Origin of the sequence: Leclercia sp. W6 (assembly GCF_003336345.1) — a bacterium.
GTDB lineage: Bacteria > Pseudomonadota > Gammaproteobacteria > Enterobacterales > Enterobacteriaceae > Enterobacter.
Genome location: NZ_CP031104.1, coordinates 2,109,540 through 2,131,573, shown reverse-complemented (window position 1 = coordinate 2,131,573; position 22,034 = coordinate 2,109,540). Strand labels below are relative to the sequence as shown.

Here is a 22,034-nt window from a genome sequence, read left to right as displayed (position 1 = left end):
CTGCGCCTCCCTGCGTGTATGATACGCAGGCTTTTACCAGATCATGTCTGAGAGGTGCAGGGTGAAAATTGCCATATTGTCCCGGGATGGAACGCTCTGGTCGTGTAAACGCCTGCGTGAAGCGGCGCAGCAGCGCGGCCATCTGGTGGAAATTCTCGATCCGCTGTCCTGCTATATGAATATCAGCCCGGCGGCATCTTCTATTCACTATAAAGGGCGCCAGCTGCCGCATTTTGACGCGGTTATTCCGCGTATTGGCTCAGCGATCACCTTTTATGGCACCGCCGCGCTGCGCCAGTTTGAGCTGCTCGGCAGTTATCCGCTGAATGAATCCGTGGCGATCACCCGGGCGCGTGACAAACTACGCTCCCTGCAACTGCTGGCCCGCCAGGGGATCGACCTGCCGATCACCGGTATTGCCCATTCGCCCGATGACACTCACGATCTGATCGAGATGGTCGGCGGCGCGCCATTGGTGGTTAAACTGGTTGAAGGTACCCAAGGCATTGGCGTGGTGCTGGCCGAAACCCGCCAGGCGGCAGAGAGCGTGGTGGATGCGTTTCGCGGCCTGAACGCGCACATTCTGGTGCAGGAGTACATTAAAGAGGCGAAAGGGCGCGATATTCGCTGCCTGGTGGTGGGCGATGAAGTGGTCGCCGCCATCGAGCGTCAGGCGAAAGAGGGCGATTTTCGCTCGAACCTGCATCGGGGCGGCGTGGCCCGGGTGGTGGAGATCACCCCACGCGAGCGGGAGATGGCCCTGCTGGCCGCCAGAACCCTGGGGCTGGACGTTGCCGGGGTCGATATCTTACGCGCCGACAGAGGGCCGCTGGTGATGGAAGTCAACGCCTCGCCAGGGCTGGAAGGCATTGAGAAAACCACCGGGATTGATATCGCCGGGAAGATGATCGGCTGGATTGAACGCCATGCCACGCCGGAGTTTTGCCTGAAAACGGGCGGATAACTGGCCTGCCGCGCCGTGTGGCCTGGGCCAGGCACTATTTTTTTGAAGGGGTTCCACCGTTATGGATTCACTTGTAGTACCGACACTTGATACGTTACGCCACTGGCTGGACAACATGGGCGTCAGCTTTTTTGAATGCGACACCTGCCAGGCGCTGCACCTGCCGCACATGCAAAACTTTGACGGCGTGTTTGATGCCAAGCTCGATCTGATCAATGACGTCATTCTTTTCTCCGCGCTGGCAGAGGTCAAACCCTCGGCGCTGCTGGCCTTAGCATCGGATTTGTCCGCCATCAATGCCAGTTCTTTGACGGTGAAAGCATTTCTCGATATACAGGATGATAATCTGCCAAAGCTGGTGGTTTGCCAGTCTTTATCCGCGTCCGTTGGGCTGACCTTCCCGCAGTTCGCGGCGTTTATCCAGCAGAGCGAAGAGCAGATCTCTATGGTAATGCTGGAAGCCAGCGCCCATCATCTGCTCTATAACGCTGAAGAGGGCGCTGAGCAGCCTGAATCTGCGAGCAATTTTCTGCACTAAACCTGTCTGACATTTAGGCAGTCGCTGTTGTGGCGGCTGCATAACACCCGCTTTTCTGCTGACTTTAACCTTTCTTTAAAGAATTATTCACCGCCATCCCGCCAATTCGGCTTATCACATAGATACTTCTTGCATAAAAAATTGTTAAAAGGCGTTTTTTAATCTGAGCTATAGCTACGGAGACAAGCTACAGTTTATTCTTGCGATGCTGTTAAACGCGAGCAGATACAGCCACCTGAGTAACATCTTCTGCTACAGGCAGAGTGATAAATTATGCACGTTTCTTGCATAGGCTAAGAGTGTTCATTTTTAGTGCGTTTGTTAACGCGCTTTCAGAAGGATTAACGCTATGATCGCTTTAAATAAAAAATGGTTATCGGGTCTGGTTGCGGGCGCGCTGATGGCGGTCTCTGCAGGCTCGCTGGCGGCAGAGCAAAAAACGCTGCATATCTACAACTGGTCTGATTATATTGCCCCGGATACGGTGGCCAATTTTGAAAAAGAGACCGGGATTAAAGTCGTCTATGACGTCTTCGATTCTAACGAAGTGCTGGAAGGCAAACTGATGGCGGGCAGCACCGGCTTTGACCTGGTCGTACCGTCAGCCAGCTTCCTGGAACGTCAGCTCTCTGCGGGCGTGTTCCAGCCGCTGGATAAAAGCAAACTGCCGGACTGGAAAAACCTCGACCCTGAGCTGCTGAAGCTTATCGCTAAACACGATCCGGACAACAAATACGCCATGCCGTACATGTGGGCCACCACCGGCATTGGCTATAACGTCGAGAAAGTGAAACAGGTGCTGGGCGCCGATGCGCCGGTAAACAGCTGGGATCTGGTGCTGAAGCCAGAGAACCTCGAGAAGCTGAAAAGCTGCGGCGTGTCGTTCCTCGATGCGCCTGAAGAGATTTTTGCCACCGTCCTGAACTACCTCGGCAAAGATCCCAACAGCACCAAAGCGGATGACTACACCGGCCCGGCCACCGATCTGCTGCTGAAGCTGCGTCCCAATATCCGTTACTTCCACTCCTCCCAGTACATCAACGATCTGGCAAACGGCGATATCTGCGTAGCCATCGGCTGGGCAGGGGACGTGTGGCAGGCGGCGAACCGCGCGAAAGAGGCGAAAAACGGCGTGAATATCGCCTATTCGATCCCGAAAGAGGGGGCAATGGCCTTCTTTGATGTCTTCGCGATGCCAGCCGATGCGAAAAACAAAGAGGAAGCCTATCAGTTCCTGAACTATCTGCTGCGCCCGGAAGTGATCGCCCACATCTCTGACCACGTCTTCTATGCCAACGGCAACAAAGAGGCCACGAAGCTTGTCAGCGCTGAAGTGCGTGATAACCCGGGCATCTACCCGCCGGCAGACGTGCGCGCCAAGATGTTTACCCTGAGCGTGCAGGAGCCGAAAATTGACCGCGTCCGTACCCGTGCGTGGACGAAAGTGAAAAGCGGTAAATAACCGTTCGTCGTAGGCCGGGCAAGCGTAGCGCCCCCGGCAACAGGCGCACCGTTCTGGTGCGCCTGCACCATTTTGATTGATGCCGGAGAGCACCCCGTGAACGACGCGATCCCCCGCCCGCAGGCGAAAACCCGTAAAGCGCTGACCCCGCTGCTGGAAATCCGTAACCTGACCAAATCCTTTGATGGTCAGAATGCCGTGGATGATGTCAGCCTGACTATCTACAAAGGTGAAATTTTTGCTCTGCTTGGCGCATCAGGCTGCGGGAAATCGACCTTGCTGCGCATGCTCGCCGGGTTTGAACAGCCCAGCGCCGGGCAGATTATGCTGGATGGCGTCGACCTCTCCCGGGTGCCGCCCTATCAGCGCCCGATCAATATGATGTTCCAGTCTTATGCCCTGTTCCCGCACATGACCGTGGAGCAGAACATCGCTTTTGGCCTGAAGCAGGACAAACTGCCAAAAGCGGAAATCACCGCCCGCGTGGCTGAAATGCTGAGCCTGGTGCATATGCAGGAGTTTGCGAAGCGCAAGCCGCACCAGCTCTCCGGCGGCCAGCGTCAGCGCGTGGCCCTGGCCCGTAGCCTGGCGAAGCGGCCAAAACTGCTGCTGCTCGATGAGCCGATGGGGGCGCTGGATAAAAAACTGCGCGACCGTATGCAGCTGGAGGTGGTGGATATCCTTGAGCGCGTGGGGGTGACCTGCGTGATGGTCACCCACGACCAGGAAGAGGCGATGACCATGGCCGGGCGTATCGCCATCATGAACCGCGGCAAGTTCGTGCAGATTGGCGAGCCGGAAGAGATTTACGAGCATCCGACCACCCGCTACAGCGCCGAATTTATCGGCTCCATGAACGTATTTGAAGGGTTGCTGAAAACCCGCGAAGAGGACGGGCTGGTGATTGACTCGCCGGGGCTGATCCACCCGCTGAAAGTGGCGGCGGACAACTCGGTAGTGGATAACGTGCCGGTCTACGTGGCCCTGCGCCCGGAAAAAATCACCCTCTGCGAAGAGGCGCCCGCGGATGGCTACAACTTTGCCGTGGGGGAAGTGGTGCATATCGCCTACCTCGGCGATCTCTCCATCTACCATGTCCGCCTGAAGAGCGGGCAGATGATCAGTGCGCAATTGCAGAACACCTTCCGCTACCGCAAGGGGTTACCGACCTGGGGTGACGAAGTGCGTCTGTGCTGGGAAGCCGATAGCTGCGTTGTGCTGACGGTATAAGGAAGGGCGATGAACAAACCTGAACCTGCGACCCGCGTAGCGGCGGGCATTGATACCAGCTGGCTGACCCGTATGCAGATGGCTCACGGGCGTAAGCTGGTGATCGCGCTGCCCTATCTGTGGCTGATCCTGCTCTTCCTGCTGCCGTTCCTGATTGTGTTTAAAATCAGCCTGGCGGAGATGGCGCGGGCGATCCCGCCCTACAGCGATCTGCTGGAGTGGGGGGACAGTCAGCTGTCGATCATGCTCAACCTGGGCAATTTCCTGCAGCTGACCGAGGATCCGCTCTATTTTGAGGCCTATCTGCAGTCGCTACAGGTCGCGGCTATTTCAACCCTCTGCTGTCTGCTGCTGGCTTACCCGCTGGCCTGGGCGGTGGCGCACAGCAAGCCCTCGACGCGTAACATTCTGCTGCTGCTGGTGATTTTACCCTCGTGGACCTCATTCCTGATCCGCGTCTATGCCTGGATGGGGATCCTGAAAAACAACGGCGTGCTGAATAACGTTCTGCTCTGGCTTGGGGTTATCGATCAGCCGTTGACCATTCTGCACACCAATCTGGCGGTCTATATCGGCATTGTCTACGCCTATCTACCGTTTATGGTGCTGCCTATCTACACCGCCCTGACGCGCATCGACTACTCGCTGGTGGAGGCGGCGCTGGATCTCGGTGCCCGTCCGATGAAAACCTTCTTCAGCGTGATAGTGCCGCTGACCAAAGGCGGGATTATCGCCGGGTCGATGCTGGTGTTTATCCCGGCGGTGGGGGAGTTTGTGATCCCGGAACTGCTCGGCGGCCCGGACAGCATCATGATTGGCCGCGTGCTCTGGCAGGAATTCTTTAATAACCGCGACTGGCCGGTGGCCTCGGCGGTGGCGATCGTGATGTTGCTGCTGCTGATCGTGCCGATCATGTGGTTCCACAAGTACCAGCAGAAACAGATGGGAGATCACGGATGAACAATTTACCGGTAGTGCGCTCTCCGTGGCGGATCCTGATCCTGGTCCTCGGCTTTACCTTCCTGTACGCGCCGATGCTAATGCTGGTGATCTACTCCTTTAACAGCTCCAAGCTGGTGACGGTGTGGGCAGGCTGGTCAACGCGCTGGTACGGCGAGCTGTTCCGCGACGAGGCGATGATGAGCGCCGTGGGCCTAAGCCTGACCATTGCCGCCTGCGCGGCGACGATGGCGGCCATCCTGGGCACGATTGCCGCGGTGGTGATGGTGCGCTTTGGGCGTTTTCGCGGGGCCAACGGCTTCGCCTTTATGATCACTGCCCCGCTGGTGATGCCCGATGTCATCACCGGCCTGTCGCTGCTACTGCTGTTTGTCGCCATGGGGCACGCCATTGGCTGGCCGTCCGATCGCGGCATGCTCACCATCTGGCTGGCCCACGTCACCTTCTGTACCGCCTATGTGGCGGTGGTCATCTCCTCGCGCCTGCGCGAGCTGGACCACTCCATTGAAGAGGCGGCGATGGATCTCGGGGCGACGCCGCTGAAGGTCTTCTTCATCATCACCCTGCCGATGATCATGCCGGCGGTGATCTCCGGCTGGCTGCTGGCCTTTACCCTGTCGCTGGACGACCTGGTGATCGCCAGCTTTGTCTCCGGCCCGGGGGCCACCACGCTGCCGATGCTGGTCTTCTCCAGCGTGCGCATGGGGGTCAACCCGGAGATCAACGCCCTGGCGACGCTGATTCTCGGCGTGGTCGGCATCATCGGGCTGATTGCCTGGTATCTGATGGCGCGGTCTGAAAAACAGCGTCAGCGCGATATCCAACGTGCAAGACGCGGCTGAAGCTCCTAAAATCTGCAAAGAAGCGAAATTAAGATGCCGCGTTATCGCGGCATCGTTTCATGGAAGACATCACGTTGGGATTTTTCACGAAAACAAGCCGTTCGCATGCCCGTCTGAACGTTCCTGCCCTGGTGCAGGTGGCGGCGCTCGCCATTATCATGATCCGCTGCCTTGATGTGTTTATGATTTTCAACACGCTGGGGATGCGCGGGCTGAGCGAGTTTGTTCACCGCAGCGTACAGACCTGGAGCCTGACGCTGGTCTTTTTCGCCAGCCTGATGCTGGTCTTTATCGAAATTTACTGCGCCTTTTCGCTGGTGAAAGGGCGTAACTGGGCGCGGATTATCTACCTGCTGACCCAGATCACCGCCACCGGCTATCTGTGGGCCGCATCGCTGGGCTACGGCTATCCTGAGCTGTTCAGCATTCCCGGCGAGTCAAAGCGCGAGATTTTCCACACCCTGGTGATGCAAAAACTGCCCGACATCCTTGTGCTCGGCCTGCTGTTTGTCCCTGCGGCCAGCCGACGGTTTTTCCGTCTGCAATAACGTGTATAATCGCTGCCCCCAGACGTATTAAGGTTTCGTTATGCAGTGCGCACTCTATGATGCCGGTCGCTGTCGCTCCTGTCAGTGGATAGCGCAGCCGGTCTCTTCACAACTTTCCGCCAAAATGACCGATTTGCAGACGCTGCTCTCTGGCCTGCCGGTGGCGGAGTGGTGCGCGCCGGTCAGCGGGCCGGAACAGGCGTTTCGCAATAAAGCCAAAATGGTGGTCAGCGGCAGCGTCGAAAAACCGCTGCTCGGCATGCTGCACCGCGACGGCACCCCTGTCGATCTGACCGACTGCCCGCTCTATCCGGCCTCGTTCGCGCCGGTCTTTGCCGCCCTGAAACCCTTTATTGCCCGCGCGGGCCTGACGCCCTACAACGTGGAACGCAAGCGCGGCGAGTTAAAGTACATTCTGCTCACCGAAAGCCAGCTTGATGGCGGGATGATGCTGCGCTTTGTGCTGCGCTCAGAGGCCAAGCTGCCCCAGCTGCGCGCGGCGCTGCCGTGGCTACAGGAACAGCTGCCGCAGCTGAAGGTGATTACCGCCAATATTCAGCCGGTGCATATGGCGATCATGGAAGGGGAAGAGGAGATCTTTCTCACCGACGCTCAGGCGCTGGCAGAGCGTTTTAACGACGTGCCGCTGTGGATCCGCCCTAAGAGCTTCTTCCAGACCAACCCGACCGTGGCAAGCGAGCTGTACGCCACCGCACGCGACTGGGTGCGTGGTCTGCCGGTTAACCATATGTGGGATCTCTTCTGCGGCGTCGGCGGCTTTGGCCTGCACTGCGCCACCGCGCAGATGCAGCTGACCGGGATTGAGATCTCCGCCGAGGCGATCGCCTGCGCCACCCAGTCCGCCGCGGAACTGGGGCTGACGAATCTGCACTTCCAGGCGCTCGACTCGACGCAGTTCGCCACCGGCCAGGGCAACGTGCCGGAGCTGGTGCTGGTAAACCCGCCGCGCCGCGGTATCGGTAAGGCGCTGTGCGACTACCTGAGCCAGGTGGCGCCAGAGTTTATTATCTACTCCAGTTGCAATGCCCAGACGATGGCAAAAGACATTCGCGACCTGCCCGGTTACCAGATTGCGCGGGTGCAGCTGTTCGATATGTTCCCGCATACTGCGCATTATGAAGTGCTGACGCTATTAGTTAAATCCTGAGGAACCGCCCGGCGGCGCTGCGCTTGCACGGGCCTACGGTTTCGTAGGCCGGGTAAGGCGCAGCCGCCACCCGGCAATCCCACCCGCACAATGTTAAACAAAATGTGAACGTTTCCCGCCCCGGAAATCGGGTAAGCTTTAGCTGTTAAGATTCAATAAGGCTGACCGATGAAGCACATCCTGCTGGTGGAGGACGACGGCGATATCGCTGCGTTACTGCGCCTCAATTTAGAAGACGAAGGTTACGTGATTACCCATGAAGCGGACGGGGGCAGGGCGCTGCAGCTGCTCGGGCAACCTCACTGGGACGCAGTGATCCTCGATCTGATGCTGCCCAACGTTGACGGGCTGACCCTCTGCCGGGCGATCCGCGCCCGGGACCATTACCTGCCGGTGATTATCATCAGCGCCCGCAGCAGCGAAACCGAGCGTATTCTGGGCCTCGAAACCGGGGCCGATGACTATCTGGCTAAACCCTTCTCGGTGCAGGAACTGGTGGCGCGCATCCGGGCGCTGTTCCGCCGTCAGCAGGCGATGGGGCAGCAAACGTCCGGGCTGATTAACGCCCATGGCCTGACCATCGACCCGCTGGCCCGCAGCGTGCTGCTGCGTGGCGAGATGGTTGACCTGACGCCACGCGAGTTCGACTTACTCTACTTTTTCGCCCGCCATCCCGGCGAGGTCTTCTCCCGGCTCGCCCTGCTTGAACAGGTGTGGGGATACCAGCACGAAGGGTACGAGCATACCGTCAACACCCATATCAATCGTCTGCGGGTAAAAATTGAGAAAGACGCCGCCGAGCCGGAGATCATCCGCACCGTCTGGGGTAAAGGCTATCTGTTTGCGGAACGCCCGCTATGATCCGCCGTCTCACCCTGATCTTCATCCTCCTGCTGACGGTCTGCGCGGCGGTGGCCTGCGCGGTGCAGCTCTGGACCAGCATGCAGTATGGCAACGCCATGGTGCAGCGTCTCTCCGGCGGGCTGGCGCAGCACATTGCCCAGCGCGAAACCCTGCTGGATGCGCACGGGCAGGTCGATCGCTCCCGCCTCAAGCCGCTGTTCGACAGGCTGATGACTTACAACCCCAGCGTGGAGCTCTACATCCTCTCCCCGGACGGGCAGATCCTTGCCGATGCCGCGCCGCCGGGGCATATCAAACGCCAGCACCTCGCCGTTGCGCCGGTTCAGCAGTTTCTGAGCGGCGGGATGATGCCGGTCTATGGCGACGATCCGCGCAGCCTGACGGGAGAGAAGGTTTTCAGCGCCGTGCCGCTGCATCAGGACGGCGTGTTGCGCGGCTATCTCTACATCATTTTGCAGGGTGAAGAGCTGAACGCCCTGGCGGAGCAGGCATGGCAGAAAACGCTCTGGAGCACGGTGCTCTGGTCCTTGCTGCTGGTGGCGCTTTTCGGCGCGCTGGCGGGCGGCCTGGTCTGGTACTGGGTGACCCGGCCCGTCAAGCAGTTAACTGACGAGGTGAGCGGCCTGGATCGCGAAAGTATGCACGTCATCAAGCAGCTTGCCACCCAGCCTATACAGACCGCGCCCTCTGATGAAGTGGCCCTGCTGCGTAACACCTTCATCGAACTGGCGCAGCAGATTGCCAGCCAGTGGGATCAGCTGGCCGACAGCGACCGGCAGCGCCGGGAGTTTATTGCCAATATCTCCCACGATCTGCGTACCCCGCTGACCGCACTGCTGGGCTATCTGGAAACCCTGTCGCTGAAATCCGGCACGCTCTCCCCGCAGGAGACGCAGCACTATCTCTCCATTGCCCTGCGTCAGGGGCATAAAGTGCGCCATCTGTCGCAGCAGCTGTTTGAGCTGGCGCGCCTTGAGCACGGTAGCATTAAGCCCCAGCGGGAGCGCTTTGCCATCGGGGAGCTCATCTCCGACGTGGCGCAAAAGTTTGATCTGGCGGTTGAGACGCGCAAGCTGCGGCTGCATATCGACGTGCCGCGCCAGCTGCCGATGATCAACGCCGATCTGTCGATGATCGAGCGGGTGGTCACCAATCTGCTGGATAACGCCATCCGGCATACGCCGCCGGGCGGCGAGATCGGGTTGAAGGTGTGGCTGGAGGGCGAGCAGTTGCAGGTGGAAGTCAACGACAGCGGGCCGGGGGTAGATGAACACCTGCGCGACGATCTCTTTATGCGGCCTTCTGCGCTGAGCCAGCAGGCGTCGCGGGATAATCGCGGCGGGCTGGGATTGTTAATCGTCAAAAGGATGCTGGAACTGCACGGCGGGGGGATCAGGCTGATGGAGGCGGCGAAAGGGGCGCGTTTTCGCTTCTATGTGCCGTTATAAAAACGCCGGGTTGCGATAACGCTTACCCGGCCTACGGATGGTGCGGTCTGATGCCCGGTGGCAGCTTCGCCTTACCGGGCCTACGGATGGTGCGGTTTGTGGTTTTGTAGGCCGGGTAAACGCAGCGCCACCCGGCAAAACAGGCTTACTGCGGGAACCACTGGTCGCTGATTTTCTGATACGTGCCGTCAGCTTTAATCGCTTTCAGGGCGCCGTTCAGTTTCTCGACCAGGGCTTTGTTATCCGGACGAACCGCGATGCCCAGACCGGTGCCGAAGTACTGCGGGTCGGTCACTTTATCGGTAGCGGTACCCAGCTGCGGGTTGGTCTTCAGCCACTCGTTCACCACCGCCGTATCGCCAAACACGCCATCGATACGGCCATTTTTCAGGTCGATAATCGCATTCTGGTAGCTGTCATAAGCGACAGTTTTCACTTCCGGGTGCTTATCCTGGAGGTATTTCTGGTGCGTGGTGCCGTTTTCCATGCCGATGCGCTTGCCTTTCAGCTGCTCAAAGGAGGTGTACTGGCCTTTTTTGGCAATCACCACCGCGGAGTTGGCGTAGTACGGCTCGGTGAAGGCGACCTGCTTGCTACGCTCCGGAGTGATATCCATGCCGGAGATCACCGCGTCATATTTTTTAAATTTCAGGGACGGGATCAGGCTATCAAAAGCGTGGTTAGTAAAGGTGCACTCGGCCTGCATCTGCTTGCACAGCGCTTTCGCCAGGTCGATATCAAACCCGACGATCTGGTTGCTGGCATCCAGTGATTCGAACGGTGGATAGGTCGCAGAAACACCGAAGTTGATCTTATCGGCAGCAGAGGCGCCTGCAGCGAAGGTAGCGAGTAAAGCGGCCAGAACTAACTTTTTCATGATGAAGCTCCCGTCTGTCAATCTTGTCATTATGTGCCGTGTCTGCGGCTGAGAGTTACAATGCCACTTAATGAATTTGTATGCAATAAAAATGATTAAATATTATTTTGATAATAAAAAAGACGGGAAGCTGTCAGGCTTTCCCGTCTTTCTTAAATCAAACTTATGCAGTTTTAATTGCGGCGTTCGAAGGCCAGGGCTTTACGTTCAACCAGACGCATCAGCAGCGTCAGCAGGCCATTGACGATGAGGTAGATAATACCTGCGGCGCCAAACACCATCACATCGTAGGTGCGGCCGTACAGCAGCTGTCCGTGGCCCATCACCTCCATCAGCGTGATGGTGTAGGCCAGCGACGTACTCTTGAACACCAGCACCACTTCGTTGGAATATGACGAGAGGGCGCGTTTGAAGGCGTAGGGCAGCAGGATCGCCAGCGTATCTTTCTTGCTCATTCCCAGCGCGCCGCAGGACTGCCACTGACCGTCCGGAATGGCGCGGATCGCACCGTAGAAGAGCTGCGTGGTATAGGCGGCACTGTTCAGCGACAGGGCGAGCAGGGCGCAGAGCCACGGCTCGGAGAGCAGATGCCACAGCACCGGATATTCCTGCAGCGTCGGAAACTGCCCCGGGCCGTAATAAATCAGGAAGATCTGCACCAGCAGCGGCGTGCCGGTAAACAGGGTGATGTAGCCACGCACGATCCACACCAGCACCGGCGTTTTGAGCGTCAGGATGATGGTAAAAATCAGCGCCAGAATCAGCGCCACGATAATCGAGGCGACGGTCAGCGTCAGGCTGGTGTGCAGCCCTTTCATCAGTTCGGGTAAGTAATCCAGCATCAGCCTGGTCTCCGTTCAAAACGCGTCGCACGCAGGTCAATACGCTTGAGAATGTACTGACTGAGCAACGTGATCACCAGGTAGATGGCCGCCGCCACGATGTACCAGGTAAAAGGCTCCTGAGTACGGGTGGCGATGCTTTTGGTTTGCAGCATCAGGTCGTTCACGCTGATTAAGCTCACCAGCGCGGTATCTTTCAGCAGCACCAGCCACTGGTTGCCGAGCCCCGGCAGGGCATGACGCCACATCTGCGGCATCACCAGACGGAAGAAAATGGCGGTTTTCGACAGCCCCAGCGCCTGACCGGACTCCCACTGTCCCACCGGCACCGCTTTCAGCGCGCCGCGCAGGGTTTGCGAGGCATAGGCGGAGTAGAGCAGGGAGAGGGCGATCACGCCGCACAGGAACGGGCTGACGTCGAAGTTTTCAATCTGCATCTGAATCGGGATCTGCACCACGCCCAGATTGAGCGTAAAGCCGTCCGACAGCGTCAGCAGCAGCTGCGAGGAGCCAAAGTAAATAAACAGCACCACCAGAATTTCCGGCAGGCCGCGCAGCAGGGTCACCAGTGCTGAGCCAGCCCAGGCGACAGGTCGCCACTTAGCCGACTCCCACACGGCAAAGATCATCGCCAGCACCAGGCCGATGATCAGCGCACAAACGGCAAGGCCGACGGTCATCCCGGCGGCGCTTGCTAATGGAAAAATTTCGTTCATCAGATCTTACTTCTGGAACCATTTGTTGTAGATGGAATCGTAGGTACCATCTTTCTTCACTTTTTCCAGCGCAGTATTGAATTTCTGCTGCAGCTCGGTGTTGCCCTGACGAACAGCGATGCCCAGACCGGTGCCGAAGTAGTCTTTATCCGTCACTTTATCGCCCACCGCGGCCAGCTTATCGTTCGCTTTCAGCCATTCGGTGACCACCGCGTTATCACCAAAGACGGCGTCGATACGGCCATTCTGCAGATCCAGACGGGCGTTCTGATAGCTGTCGTAAGGCACGGTGGTGATTTCCGGGTGCTTATCCATGATGAATTTCTGGTGGGTGGTGCCGTTCTGCACGCCCACTTTCTTGCCTTTCAGCGCGTCGATAGAGGCGTATTTACCCTTCTGACCGATGAACAGGGCGGAGTTCTCATAGTACGGGGTGCTGAACAGAACCTGCTTCTCACGTTCCGGGGTGATGTCCATACCGGCCATCACCGCGTCGATACGACGGAATTTCAGGCTTGGGATCAGGCTGTCGAAAGACTGGTTGGAGAAGGTACAGGTGGCGTCGATCTCTTTACACAGGGCGTTCGCCAGATCCACGTCAAAGCCCACAATCTTGTTATTCGCATCCATAGACTCAAACGGAGGGTAGGAGGCTTCCGTGGCAAAACGGATGGTCTGAGCTGCGGTGGCAGAGAGGCTAACGCTGGCAAGCAGCGCGGCAATCACTATTTTTTTCATTGTCGTTCTCTCGGTTCGATTAGTGAGACAGATAATTTCTGAATGCATCGGTCTGCGGCTCGGCAAAGCAGCGCGCATCCCCTTGCTCCACAATATGACCGTTTTCCATATAGACCACACGGCTGGCGGTTTTACGCGCCACTTCCACCTCGTGGGTCACGATCACCTGGGTAATGTTGGTCTCCGCCAGTTCGCGAATGATGCTGACGATCTGGGCGGTGATTTCCGGGTCCAGCGCGGCGGTGGGTTCATCAAACAGAAGAACCTGCGGCTCCATCATCAGGGCGCGGGCAATGGCCACACGCTGCTGCTGACCCCCGGAGAGGTGCAGCGGATAACGGTCGCTGTAGGGCTTCAGGCGCAGACGTTCCAGCAGCTTCTCGGCACGCGCCAGCGCCTGCTCTTTTGACAGGCCCAGCACGCGACACGGCGCTTCAATCAGGTTCTGCTGCACGGTGAGGTGCGGCCAGAGATTATATTGCTGAAAGACCATGCCGACATTCTGGCGCAGATCGCGGATCGCTTTCTCAGACGGGGCTTTCGCAAAATTGAAGTGGTTACCCGCAATATCCAGCGTACCGGAGCGGGGCATTTCAAGCAGATTAAGGACGCGAAGCAGCGAGCTTTTACCCGCGCCGCTGGGACCAAGCAGAACCAGCGTTTCGCCCTCAGGGCAATTCAGTGTGATGTCGAACAGCGCCTGGTGTGCGCCGTAGAAGCAGTTAATGCCGTTTAGTTGAATACTCATCGGGGCAGTCTTTACTCATCCAGGCAATCTATAGCAATTGAGGCCGCAAATAGTACCGTTGACAGAATAGTTATGCAATATAACTGCGTTAAAAGTTAAATATAAACCGAATCTATACCTAAACATAGCACAAAATAGCGGAAGCTAAGGTCGGCGAGAATAAATGTCGGCATTCCTCACGAAATGCCAGACATTTTACGGGGTTTTCCCCTGCTTAACGGTCTGAAACGCGCGTATTTAGCGGTTTTCAATCGACTGGCGCAGGGTGCCAGCCGGGGCGTGAACGCTGCCGCCCAGGTAGCGCACGTCATCGATAGCCCAGCACTGGCCTTCGCGGATCATCAATACTTCATCCTGCCAGGTCTGGCTGCCCTGCGTCAGCTTGACGCGCAGCGGGATATTTCGTGCATCGGTATTCGGGATGGTCGATGCGCTGGAGACTTCTGCTTTTTCAGGCGCGGTGGTGCGGCTGGAGAAAGGATCGTCTTTCAGCAGGTTACGGTGCTGCGGATCGCGGCTGGCATCGCTAAGCAGCTGGGCCAGGCCGTCGCTCAGGTAAGGGCGCAGGGCGGTGAAGTCATTGCTGCGGTGCGTGATGCGGTAGTCATAGAACTGTTGAGCCACGGCATCCGGCCCGCCGGTAATGCAGCTGCCGCTGCGGGTACCGATGTCCTTGAAGGCCGGGGTGACTGGCGTTGTGCAGGCGCTGAGCAGCAGCGCGCAAGGCACTAAAAGCGTCAAAGCAGAATAGCGCATGATGATTTCCTTATTAGGCTGCAATAATTAACTAACCTTTAAATCATAGCGTAACGAGCAGATAATGATTTTGTTCTTAACCGCTTAGGCTCTTAACTCGCGCAAAGGAGACCAGGATGCAATTTTCAACTACCCCCACTCTGGAAGGACAACCCATCAGCGAATACTGCGGCGTGGTAACCGGTGAAGCCATACTCGGCGCCAACGTCTTCCGTGACTTTTTTGCCGGCATCCGCGATATCGTCGGCGGTCGCTCCGGCGCTTATGAGAAAGAGCTGCGCAAGGCGCGTGAAATTGCCTTCAGGGAGATGGGCGAGCAGGCGAAGGCGATGGGGGCTGACGCGGTAGTGGGGATCGATATCGACTACGAAACCGTCGGCAAAGACGCCAGTATGCTGATGGTTAGCGTCAGCGGTACGGCGGTGAAAACGCGCCGATGAAGCAGGCATTTGTGCCCCTCCTGCTGGCGTTGCTGCTGGCAGGCTGTGCGGCAGAAAAAGGGGTCATTGAGAAAGGGGCGTATGAGCTGGACACCCGGCGTCAGGCGCAGGCGGCCTATCCGCGCGTTAAGGTGCTGGTTATCCATTACACCGCCGACGATTTTGACAGCTCGCTGGCCACCCTGACCGATAAAAACGTCAGCTCCCACTATTTGATCCCGGCGATCCCGCCCCTGCATAAAGGAAAACCGCGGATCTGGCAGCTGGTGCCGGAGCGGGATCTGGCCTGGCATGCTGGCGTCAGCTTCTGGCGTGGCGCCACGCGCATTAATGACACCTCTATTGGCATTGAGCTGGAAAACCGCGGCTGGCAAAAAATTAACGGCCAGAAACGCTTTGCTCCCTTCGAACCGGCGCAGATCGCTGCCCTGATCCCGCTGGCGAAGGATATTATCCAGCGTTACGACATCAAACCCCAGAACGTGGTCGCCCACGCGGATATCGCCCCGCAGCGCAAGGACGATCCCGGTCCGTTGTTCCCCTGGCAGGCGCTGGCGCAGCAGGGGATTGGCGCCTGGCCGGATCCTGCACGTGTGGCGTTTTATCTGAACGGGCAACCGCCTTATCAACCCGCAGACAGTGCCACACTTCTCAGTTTATTATCTCGCTACGGATATGATGTTCCAGATAATATTCCACCCTCACAACAAAAGCGCATTATTATGGCTTTTCAAATGCATTTCAGACCGCAATTATGGAATGGTGTTTCTGATAGAGAAACAATTGCTATCGCGGAAGCGTTACTTGAAAAATATGGTCAGGGATAAGCTGCAAGCCGCGCCGTTCAAGGGCTTTACTCTGTACCCGACTTAAGATTAATCTTAGGTTCAATCGCGATTCATTTTTAGTTAATTGACTTAAATTTACCCGAATATAAGATGTACATATAGCTTGCTAACTATTATTACAAAGTAAATATTATTTGAGACTTACTCTCAGCAACGTTATTTCGAATTATCCTTTGCGCCTTTTTAGACGCAGTGGGCTGCTTTATCCATAAAAATTTCAACAGGCATAATAATGTTAAACGTATACTCTAAAAATAGTCGACCGAAAAAGGCGATTGACGCCATTATTGCCGCTACGGCGGATTATCCTGAAAAAACGTTAAAGAAATGGCAGAAGATTATTACCGCCGATTCCCAATATGTTCATGTAATGGTCAGTGGTGAAGTCGAAATTCGTCGGAGCTCCGATGAGTTAAGTATGTTTACCATGCGTCAGGCCGGATTTTTAGGGGTCTCTGCCGTCTATAACAGAGCCTCTCACATGTACGGCCTGGTTCGCGATACCACCGTCATTCGCACCATCAAACGTGATGAGTTCGAACGTATCATTAGCGAGAAAAACCTGTGGCCAGAGTTCAGCCAGCTCTTGATCTGGTATATCGACGTACTGAGCAAGCGCGATGATATCCTGGTTGCCCGCAGCGCTTATTCTGTCGTCCGTGAATTCCTCCTCGAAATTAATGAACTGATTGTTCATCAGAATCGTGATATTAACGTTTATGATTACATTCAGGAATACACAAGCCTGGCGCGCAGCACCATCATTAAAATTCTCTCAGACCTGAAAAAAGGTCAGTATATTGTAGTTGAAAAAGGTAAATTAATAAATATCACCAGCCTGCCAGAACGCTACTGATAACCATTCCGCAAATCTCCATGGGTTAACGCCTGTGGAGATTTTTTTAGCATTGATGTGTCTATTTTTTCCGTTTTTAACGCTACCGTCTGGTTTATCACCCGATTATTCGTCTCAGAATCTTGTGTCTCATCAACCGGTGCATCCGGTATTTTTCCCTGCGAATAGTCCTGCTGCTGCTCTTTTAATGCCTGCATAAACCGCTCTTTTAACGAATCGGAATCGGTTGCTTGCTGGGCGATGTGCGTATCGGGCAACGGTTCGCTGGAAATATCATTGTCCGGAGCCTGCTGCCAGTCTAAAGATTTATCCATCATCAACGGATCGTCTGACGGTAGCGGCGGTGCGGTATACTCCGCGACTTTTGGTTTCGGTTCCGGGAACGGTTTCGAGATATAGACATAATGCATATCCGAAAGCTGCGTATCCGGTTGCGCCACGCTCACTGGTTTGGGTGCTGGCGCCGGATGCTGAAGATTCCAGTAAATATGGGCGTACAGCCCGGCGATCAAAACGGCCCCCAGGCAGCATAAGCAGGCCAGGGTTCTGAAGACGATTTTATGCAACGCGGGAAGGCGGTATGAGAACCAGACCGCCTCGCCGGTATTAAAGCTGCGCTGAGCAGCGAGGCATATAGTAGACATTAATGCGTTTTTCCTTGCGCCAGAACTTGCGGGGCGGTGTCAGCGACCTGGGTGATGACCGTCGGGATGGTGTTATTGGCTCGCATTAACTGCATCAGCGTCTCTTCCCCAGGCATGCCGTCTACGTTCAGCCCAGCCTGGGCCTGAAATTCCCGGGTGCGCTGCACCAGCGTCTGCGTCCAGGACTGAGCATGGGTTTCAGATTCATGCAGCGCCTGACTGAGTTGCGTGTCGATCCAGGCCAGATCCTGGCGGCTGCTGGCGGCGCCGACCAAATCTTGTCCTGCCGGGGTCAGACGGTGCAACAACGTGTAATTCCCGGTGGCGTGGGCGTTAAACCAGCTGCGCTTCACCTGCCAGGTGCGATTATTCAGCAGTAAATCCAGCGAGTTCTGCCCGACGCGGGCCACCACCGCATAGTTCAGGTGATCGCCGGTTTTCAGTTCACTCACCCACGGATAGCCCTCTTTTTCCAGCTCCTGCAGCGAGGCGTGGCCCTGTTTACAGGTGAGATTCACCCGGGCGGCATTCTGGCAAAGCGCCTCTTCCGTGGAAGGATCGTACCCCCACATGGTGTAGAGCTGATGCATGGCATCCGGCGAATTCACCACCTCTTTATCAAGGGTCGGCAGAACCGGGGCCTGCGGCGTATGGACTGTCTGTTTCCAGCTCGCTGGAACAGGCAGCGGCACAGGGAGTTTCTCTGTGATGGCGCCTGAGAAATACCATCCGCAGGCGGCAAACAGTACGCTGGCGAACAGGCCGACCGTCGCCAGGGTTTTGCGGTGGGTTTTGCGCGGCAGCACTTCACCCGCCGCCAGACGTAAATGGCGTGGCCCCACGCCGGGGGCGCGTTCGGTCCAGGCCGCCAGTAGCGACAGGTGCGCCAGCGCATTCAGCTGGCTTACCGATCCTTTGCTCAGGGCGTGCATCCGGCGTATGCGGGCAGGGGTAAAGGGTGAGGTTTCCGCCCCATGCTCCTGGGTCTGCGCCTGAACATAGCTCATCACTTCGCGGCAGGTGAGCGGGCGCAGGGTATGGCGGGTATGTACCCGGGACGCCAGCCCAGAGTGGTTCATCAGGCGCGCTTCCTGGTCAGGGGTGCCGGTCAGGACTAGCGTCAGCGACAGGTTGCACTCCTGCGCCCGGGAGAGCAGCATGCCCAGCGCCTCCCAGCAGTTATCGCGCATCGCCTGAACGGCGGAGACGGTCATTACCATACCGCTCTTTTTACAGGCAGGGTATTTCTCGTGCCACTGGCGCAGTACCGCGTCAATGGCGTGAATTTTGTTGCTGGCATCTTTTGCCTGGGCGCTGAGTTTATACAGTAGCCCTTTCGCGTTCAGCTTCGGAAAAGCGTTAACGGCAACGCCGGCGGAGGTTTTCGCCAGCAGATGCCCGGTGAAGGTGTTGAGCAGTGCCTCGTCATCGCCAAACAGCGCCACAATCCCTGGCATGGTTGATTTCTCTGCCAGCATGCCGAAGACATCCTGATGATAAGCCGCAAAGAAACTGCCGCAGGGGCGGGCTGCGCTCCTGAAGGGGGGGCGGGCAAATTTAAAATGACTGAGGAACATAACGCTTCACCGTTGTATTTCATTGACCAAATGTCAACCTGGAAAGTAAGGGAAGCGCGGTAAAGGGTCAATTTCGCTGGAGGAGAAAAATAACCTGCGTCGGCTGGTTAACATCGGATATTTGTCTGGTCAATATTTTTCTTTATTAAAGTTAACGGCAAACCCGATGGAGCGGGGGGCGCATCATTATTACTATTTCTGGGTATTCAGGTGCAGCGCCAGGCTGCTAACTCCTGCATTGACTAAAAGGTCAGTTTTAAAAATGAAAATGCAGTTCTATTCCCGGTATATTGCGCCATGCGTAATGTTTGTCCTGCTGATATTTAGCGGTCAGCAGGGATATGTCGTATTTAAAGAGTATAAAAAGGCGGCCAATTCCAGTCCGGATAAGGCGCCCGCGCTTTCCCGTGCGCAGCAGTCAGAGCAGGCCTTTGCCCTTTTCCAGCCAGCCGCTTACCAACCCGTGGCGCAGCAGGCGACAAAAAAGCGTATTTCTGCCGAGGTGGACGGCATCATCAACAGCGATGAAGCGTGGCTCTCCTTTGCCGTCATCAAAACGCCTGTCGGGCAGAAGAGTCTGCGTGAAGGCGATCCGCTGCCCGGTTACAACGATGCCTATATCGATGAGATCAACCCCGACAATGTGGTGGTGAGTTACGAGGGCGAGCGGCAGGTGCTGGCGTTAAAACGTCCTGACTATTTTAAAGGCGATATGAATTCCTCGCCCGCGCAGAAGCCTAAAGGCGATCCCGGAGCAGATAATATCCATCTCGACGATTATTTAGTGCTGAAACCCTATATCGAAAAGGGTCAGCTCGAAGGCTATCAAATTAAGCCAAAAAATGCCTCTTCCTTTTTTAGCAATAGCGGGCTGGAAAAGGGAGATGTGGTAGTGAAAGTGAATTCCGTCGATATGACGCGAGCGGAGCAGGCGAAAAGTATTATTGCCGGCTGGTCGAAAATGAGAGAAGCGGAAGTCGTAGTCAGACGCCACGCTCATCTTGAAAATATTCGGGTTAATGTTTTAACCAATTAACAAGTGTAATGAGATGAAGAAATTTCCCTGGGCATGTATAGCGTTGACTGCCGCCTCTTTTATTTCCAGTTCGGTAATGGCGGCGAACTTCAGCGCCAGTTTCAAGAACACCGATATTCGTGAATTTATCGATACGGTAGGGCGCAACCTTAATAAAACCATCCTGGTCGATCCGTCCGTTCAGGGCAACGTATCGGTTAAGACCTATAACGTGCTGACGGAAGAGGAATACTATCAGTTCTTCCTGAGCGTGCTGGATCTGTACGGTCTGTCGGTGATCCCGATGGATAACGGCATGGTGAAAGTGGTGCGCTCCACGGTGGCGCGTACGTCAGGCGTGCCGCTGGCAGACAATCAGCATCCTGGCAAGGGCGATGAGATTATCACCCGCGTGGTGCGGATGGAGAACGTGCCGGTGCGTGAGCTGGCACCGCTGCTGCGCCAGCTGAACGATGCCTCCGGTATTGGTAACGTGGTCCATTTTGAACCTTCCAACGTGCTGCTGCTGACCGGTAAAGCCTCGGTGGTGAACCGGCTGGTGGATCTGGTGCAGCGGGTCGATCGCTCCGGCATGCAGCGTCGCGAGATCGTGCCGTTACGCTACGCCTCGGCCAAAGAGCTCTCTGACATGTTGAATAATCTCAACAACGAAGAGCAAAAAGGGCAGAACGCGCCGCAGCTGGCAACCAAAGTCGTTGCCGATGACGAGACGAATAGCCTGGTGATCAGCGGCTCGGAAGATGCCCGCGCGCGCACCCGGTCGCTGGTCAGTCAGCTCGATCGTGAGCAGAACAACGAGGGCAACACCCGCGTCTTCTACCTGAAGTATGCCAGCGCCAGCAAAGTGGTGCCGGTGCTCACCGGCATCGGCGAACAGCTGAAAGACAAAGCGCCGGCCTCAAAAAGCAAAACAGCCTCCACCAGCAGCGATCTGAATATCACCGCCGACGAAGCCACCAACTCACTGGTGATCACCGCCCAGCCTAACGTGATGAACTCGCTGGAAAAAGTGATCGACAAACTCGATATCCGCCGTCCGCAGGTGCTGGTAGAAGCGATCATTGCCGAAGTGCAGGACGGCAACGGTCTCGACCTTGGCGTGCAGTGGACCAGCAAACATGGCGGTGTGCAGTTTGGTGCAACCGGCATGCCGATAAGCCAGGTGAAGAGCGGTGCCATCAAAGGAACCAGCTTTACCGGCATGGCGACCGGTTTCTTTAACGGTGACTTTGGCGCGCTGATGACTGCCCTCTCCACCGACGGTAAAAACGACATTCTTTCAACCCCAAGCGTTGTCACCCTGGATAACAAAGAAGCGTCGTTTAACGTAGGTCAGGATGTGCCGGTGCTGTCCGGCTCGCAGACCACCAGCGGCGATAACGTCTTTAACTCGGTGGAGCGTAAGACAGTTGGTACCAAGCTGAAAATTGTGCCGCAGATCAACGATGGTGACATCATTCACCTGAAGATTGAGCAGGAAGTTTCCAGCGTGGATGCCAGCGCGACGGAAGATGCCAGCCTCGGTCCAACCTTCAATACCCGTACCATCAATAACGAAGTGATGGTGCACAGCGGGCAGACGGTAGTCCTCGGCGGGTTAATGGAGAACGTCACCAAGCAGAACGTCTCGAAAGTGCCGCTGCTGGGAGATCTTCCGCTGGTGGGGCAGCTCTTCCGCTACACCTCCCAGGATACCTCGAAACGTAACCTGATGGTCTTTATCCACACCACCGTCCTGCGTGACGACGACAGCTACAGTGCGTCGTCGAAGGAAAAATATGACCAGATCCGCGCGCGCCAACAGCAGCGCATGGAAGAGAAAAAGCTGGGCATCGTCTCCAATGATGACACAGCGGTACTGCCGGCCTATCCGTCTCAGGGCACTCCCGCCCCTGCGGCCCCGCGCAATCCGTTTAAAGGGTAAGGGGGCGG

23 protein-coding genes are annotated in these 22,034 nt (G+C 56.5%); 15 read left to right on the top strand and 8 right to left on the bottom strand.

Translation table 11 applies throughout. The features are described from left to right. Nucleotides 1-61 precede the first annotated feature (61 nt). From rimK to DVA43_RS10430, 10 genes are all read left to right on the top strand, one after another. Nucleotides 62-964, top strand: coding sequence for a 30S ribosomal protein S6--L-glutamate ligase (rimK, locus tag DVA43_RS10475; RefSeq protein WP_103823438.1), 903 nt, complete (start codon nt 62-64; stop codon nt 962-964). Between the two features lie 61 nt (nt 965-1,025). After that, complete coding sequence (locus DVA43_RS10470; protein WP_103823437.1) at nt 1,026-1,502, top strand: YbjN domain-containing protein; 477 nt, start codon at nt 1,026-1,028, stop codon at nt 1,500-1,502. A gap of 349 nt (nt 1,503-1,851) precedes the next feature. Continuing rightward, entirely contained in the window at nt 1,852-2,964 is a 1,113-nt protein-coding gene (gene potF, locus DVA43_RS10465) for a spermidine/putrescine ABC transporter substrate-binding protein PotF (RefSeq protein WP_114315496.1), read from the top strand. A 96-nt stretch (nt 2,965-3,060) separates the two neighbouring features. Further along, a complete protein-coding gene (gene potG / locus DVA43_RS10460; RefSeq protein ID WP_114315495.1) occupies nt 3,061-4,194 on the top strand; it encodes a putrescine ABC transporter ATP-binding subunit PotG in 1,134 nt (377 codons plus the stop codon). A 9-nt stretch (nt 4,195-4,203) separates the two neighbouring features. Then, nucleotides 4,204-5,154: a putrescine ABC transporter permease PotH gene (gene potH, locus DVA43_RS10455; RefSeq protein WP_114315494.1), complete on the top strand. Its 951-nt coding sequence runs from the start codon at nt 4,204-4,206 to the stop codon at nt 5,152-5,154. Beyond that, nucleotides 5,151-5,996, top strand: a complete 846-nt coding sequence (potI, locus tag DVA43_RS10450) for a putrescine ABC transporter permease PotI (protein WP_103178862.1) — start codon at nt 5,151-5,153, stop codon at nt 5,994-5,996. The genes potH and potI overlap by 4 nt, the downstream gene beginning before the upstream one ends. 59 nt (nt 5,997-6,055) lie before the next feature. Beyond that, nucleotides 6,056-6,544, top strand: coding sequence for a YbjO family protein (locus DVA43_RS10445; RefSeq protein WP_103823434.1), 489 nt, complete (start codon nt 6,056-6,058; stop codon nt 6,542-6,544). Nucleotides 6,545-6,584: 40 nt separating this feature from the next. Further along, nucleotides 6,585-7,712 (top strand): 23S rRNA (uracil(747)-C(5))-methyltransferase RlmC, encoded by a 1,128-nt coding sequence (gene rlmC / locus DVA43_RS10440; protein WP_114315493.1) that lies wholly within the window; start codon nt 6,585-6,587, stop codon nt 7,710-7,712. A 168-nt stretch (nt 7,713-7,880) separates the two neighbouring features. Next, nucleotides 7,881-8,573: a response regulator transcription factor gene (locus tag DVA43_RS10435; protein ID WP_114315492.1), complete on the top strand. Its 693-nt coding sequence runs from the start codon at nt 7,881-7,883 to the stop codon at nt 8,571-8,573. Further along, on the top strand, nt 8,570-10,024 hold the full coding sequence (locus DVA43_RS10430; RefSeq protein ID WP_114315491.1) for a sensor histidine kinase KdpD: 1,455 nt from the start codon (nt 8,570-8,572) through the stop codon (nt 10,022-10,024). The genes DVA43_RS10435 and DVA43_RS10430 overlap by 4 nt, the downstream gene beginning before the upstream one ends. A gap of 145 nt (nt 10,025-10,169) precedes the next feature. Here DVA43_RS10430 and artJ read toward each other — a convergent pair whose 3' ends face one another. From artJ to DVA43_RS10400, 6 genes are all read right to left on the bottom strand, one after another. Further along, a complete protein-coding gene (gene artJ, locus DVA43_RS10425) occupies nt 10,170-10,901 on the bottom strand; it encodes an arginine ABC transporter substrate-binding protein ArtJ (RefSeq protein WP_103823610.1) in 732 nt (243 codons plus the stop codon). A gap of 173 nt (nt 10,902-11,074) precedes the next feature. After that, the gene (artM, locus tag DVA43_RS10420) at nt 11,075-11,743 is read right to left on the bottom strand and encodes an arginine ABC transporter permease ArtM (protein ID WP_103823430.1); all 669 of its coding nucleotides are present in this window, start codon (nt 11,741-11,743) and stop codon (nt 11,075-11,077) included. Further along, entirely contained in the window at nt 11,743-12,459 is a 717-nt protein-coding gene (gene artQ, locus DVA43_RS10415) for an arginine ABC transporter permease ArtQ (protein WP_103178868.1), read from the bottom strand. The genes artM and artQ overlap by 1 nt, the downstream gene beginning before the upstream one ends. A gap of 6 nt (nt 12,460-12,465) precedes the next feature. Then, a complete protein-coding gene (gene artI / locus DVA43_RS10410) occupies nt 12,466-13,197 on the bottom strand; it encodes an arginine ABC transporter substrate-binding protein ArtI (protein ID WP_103178869.1) in 732 nt (243 codons plus the stop codon). Nucleotides 13,198-13,216: 19 nt separating this feature from the next. After that, nucleotides 13,217-13,945 (bottom strand): arginine ABC transporter ATP-binding protein ArtP, encoded by a 729-nt coding sequence (artP, locus tag DVA43_RS10405; protein WP_039029538.1) that lies wholly within the window; start codon nt 13,943-13,945, stop codon nt 13,217-13,219. 237 nt (nt 13,946-14,182) lie between these two features. Beyond that, on the bottom strand, nt 14,183-14,701 hold the full coding sequence (locus tag DVA43_RS10400) for a lipoprotein (protein ID WP_103823427.1): 519 nt from the start codon (nt 14,699-14,701) through the stop codon (nt 14,183-14,185). 116 nt (nt 14,702-14,817) lie between these two features. On the opposite strand from DVA43_RS10400, the gene DVA43_RS10395 reads away from it, so the two are divergent. The 3 genes from DVA43_RS10395 to DVA43_RS10385 all read left to right on the top strand — a co-directional run bounded on the left by DVA43_RS10395 (nt 14,818) and on the right by DVA43_RS10385 (nt 16,845). Further along, nucleotides 14,818-15,141, top strand: a complete 324-nt coding sequence (locus DVA43_RS10395) for a heavy metal-binding domain-containing protein (RefSeq protein WP_103178871.1) — start codon at nt 14,818-14,820, stop codon at nt 15,139-15,141. Next, nucleotides 15,138-15,968: an N-acetylmuramoyl-L-alanine amidase gene (locus DVA43_RS10390; RefSeq protein ID WP_114315490.1), complete on the top strand. Its 831-nt coding sequence runs from the start codon at nt 15,138-15,140 to the stop codon at nt 15,966-15,968. Before DVA43_RS10395 ends, DVA43_RS10390 begins: the two co-directional genes overlap by 4 nt. 253 nt (nt 15,969-16,221) lie before the next feature. Further along, nucleotides 16,222-16,845: a helix-turn-helix domain-containing protein gene (locus DVA43_RS10385; RefSeq protein ID WP_114315489.1), complete on the top strand. Its 624-nt coding sequence runs from the start codon at nt 16,222-16,224 to the stop codon at nt 16,843-16,845. Here the strand turns inward: DVA43_RS10385 and DVA43_RS10380 are convergent. Beyond that, nucleotides 16,839-17,357 (bottom strand): hypothetical protein, encoded by a 519-nt coding sequence (locus DVA43_RS10380; RefSeq protein ID WP_371414024.1) that lies wholly within the window; start codon nt 17,355-17,357, stop codon nt 16,839-16,841. The two genes, DVA43_RS10385 and DVA43_RS10380, sit on opposite strands and share 7 nt — an antisense overlap. 131 nt (nt 17,358-17,488) lie before the next feature. After that, nucleotides 17,489-19,066 carry an ExeA family protein gene (locus DVA43_RS10375; RefSeq protein WP_114315488.1) on the bottom strand — a complete coding sequence of 526 codons (1,578 nt, stop codon included), beginning with the start codon at nt 19,064-19,066 and terminating at the stop codon, nt 17,489-17,491. A 304-nt stretch (nt 19,067-19,370) separates the two neighbouring features. On the opposite strand from DVA43_RS10375, the gene gspC reads away from it, so the two are divergent. Both gspC and gspD read left to right on the top strand, forming a co-directional pair. Further along, nucleotides 19,371-20,102, top strand: coding sequence for a type II secretion system protein GspC (gene gspC, locus DVA43_RS10370; protein ID WP_114317120.1), 732 nt, complete (start codon nt 19,371-19,373; stop codon nt 20,100-20,102). A 13-nt stretch (nt 20,103-20,115) separates the two neighbouring features. Beyond that, nucleotides 20,116-22,026 carry a type II secretion system secretin GspD gene (gspD, locus tag DVA43_RS10365; RefSeq protein ID WP_114315487.1) on the top strand — a complete coding sequence of 637 codons (1,911 nt, stop codon included), beginning with the start codon at nt 20,116-20,118 and terminating at the stop codon, nt 22,024-22,026. Nucleotides 22,027-22,034: the final 8 nt, after the last annotated feature.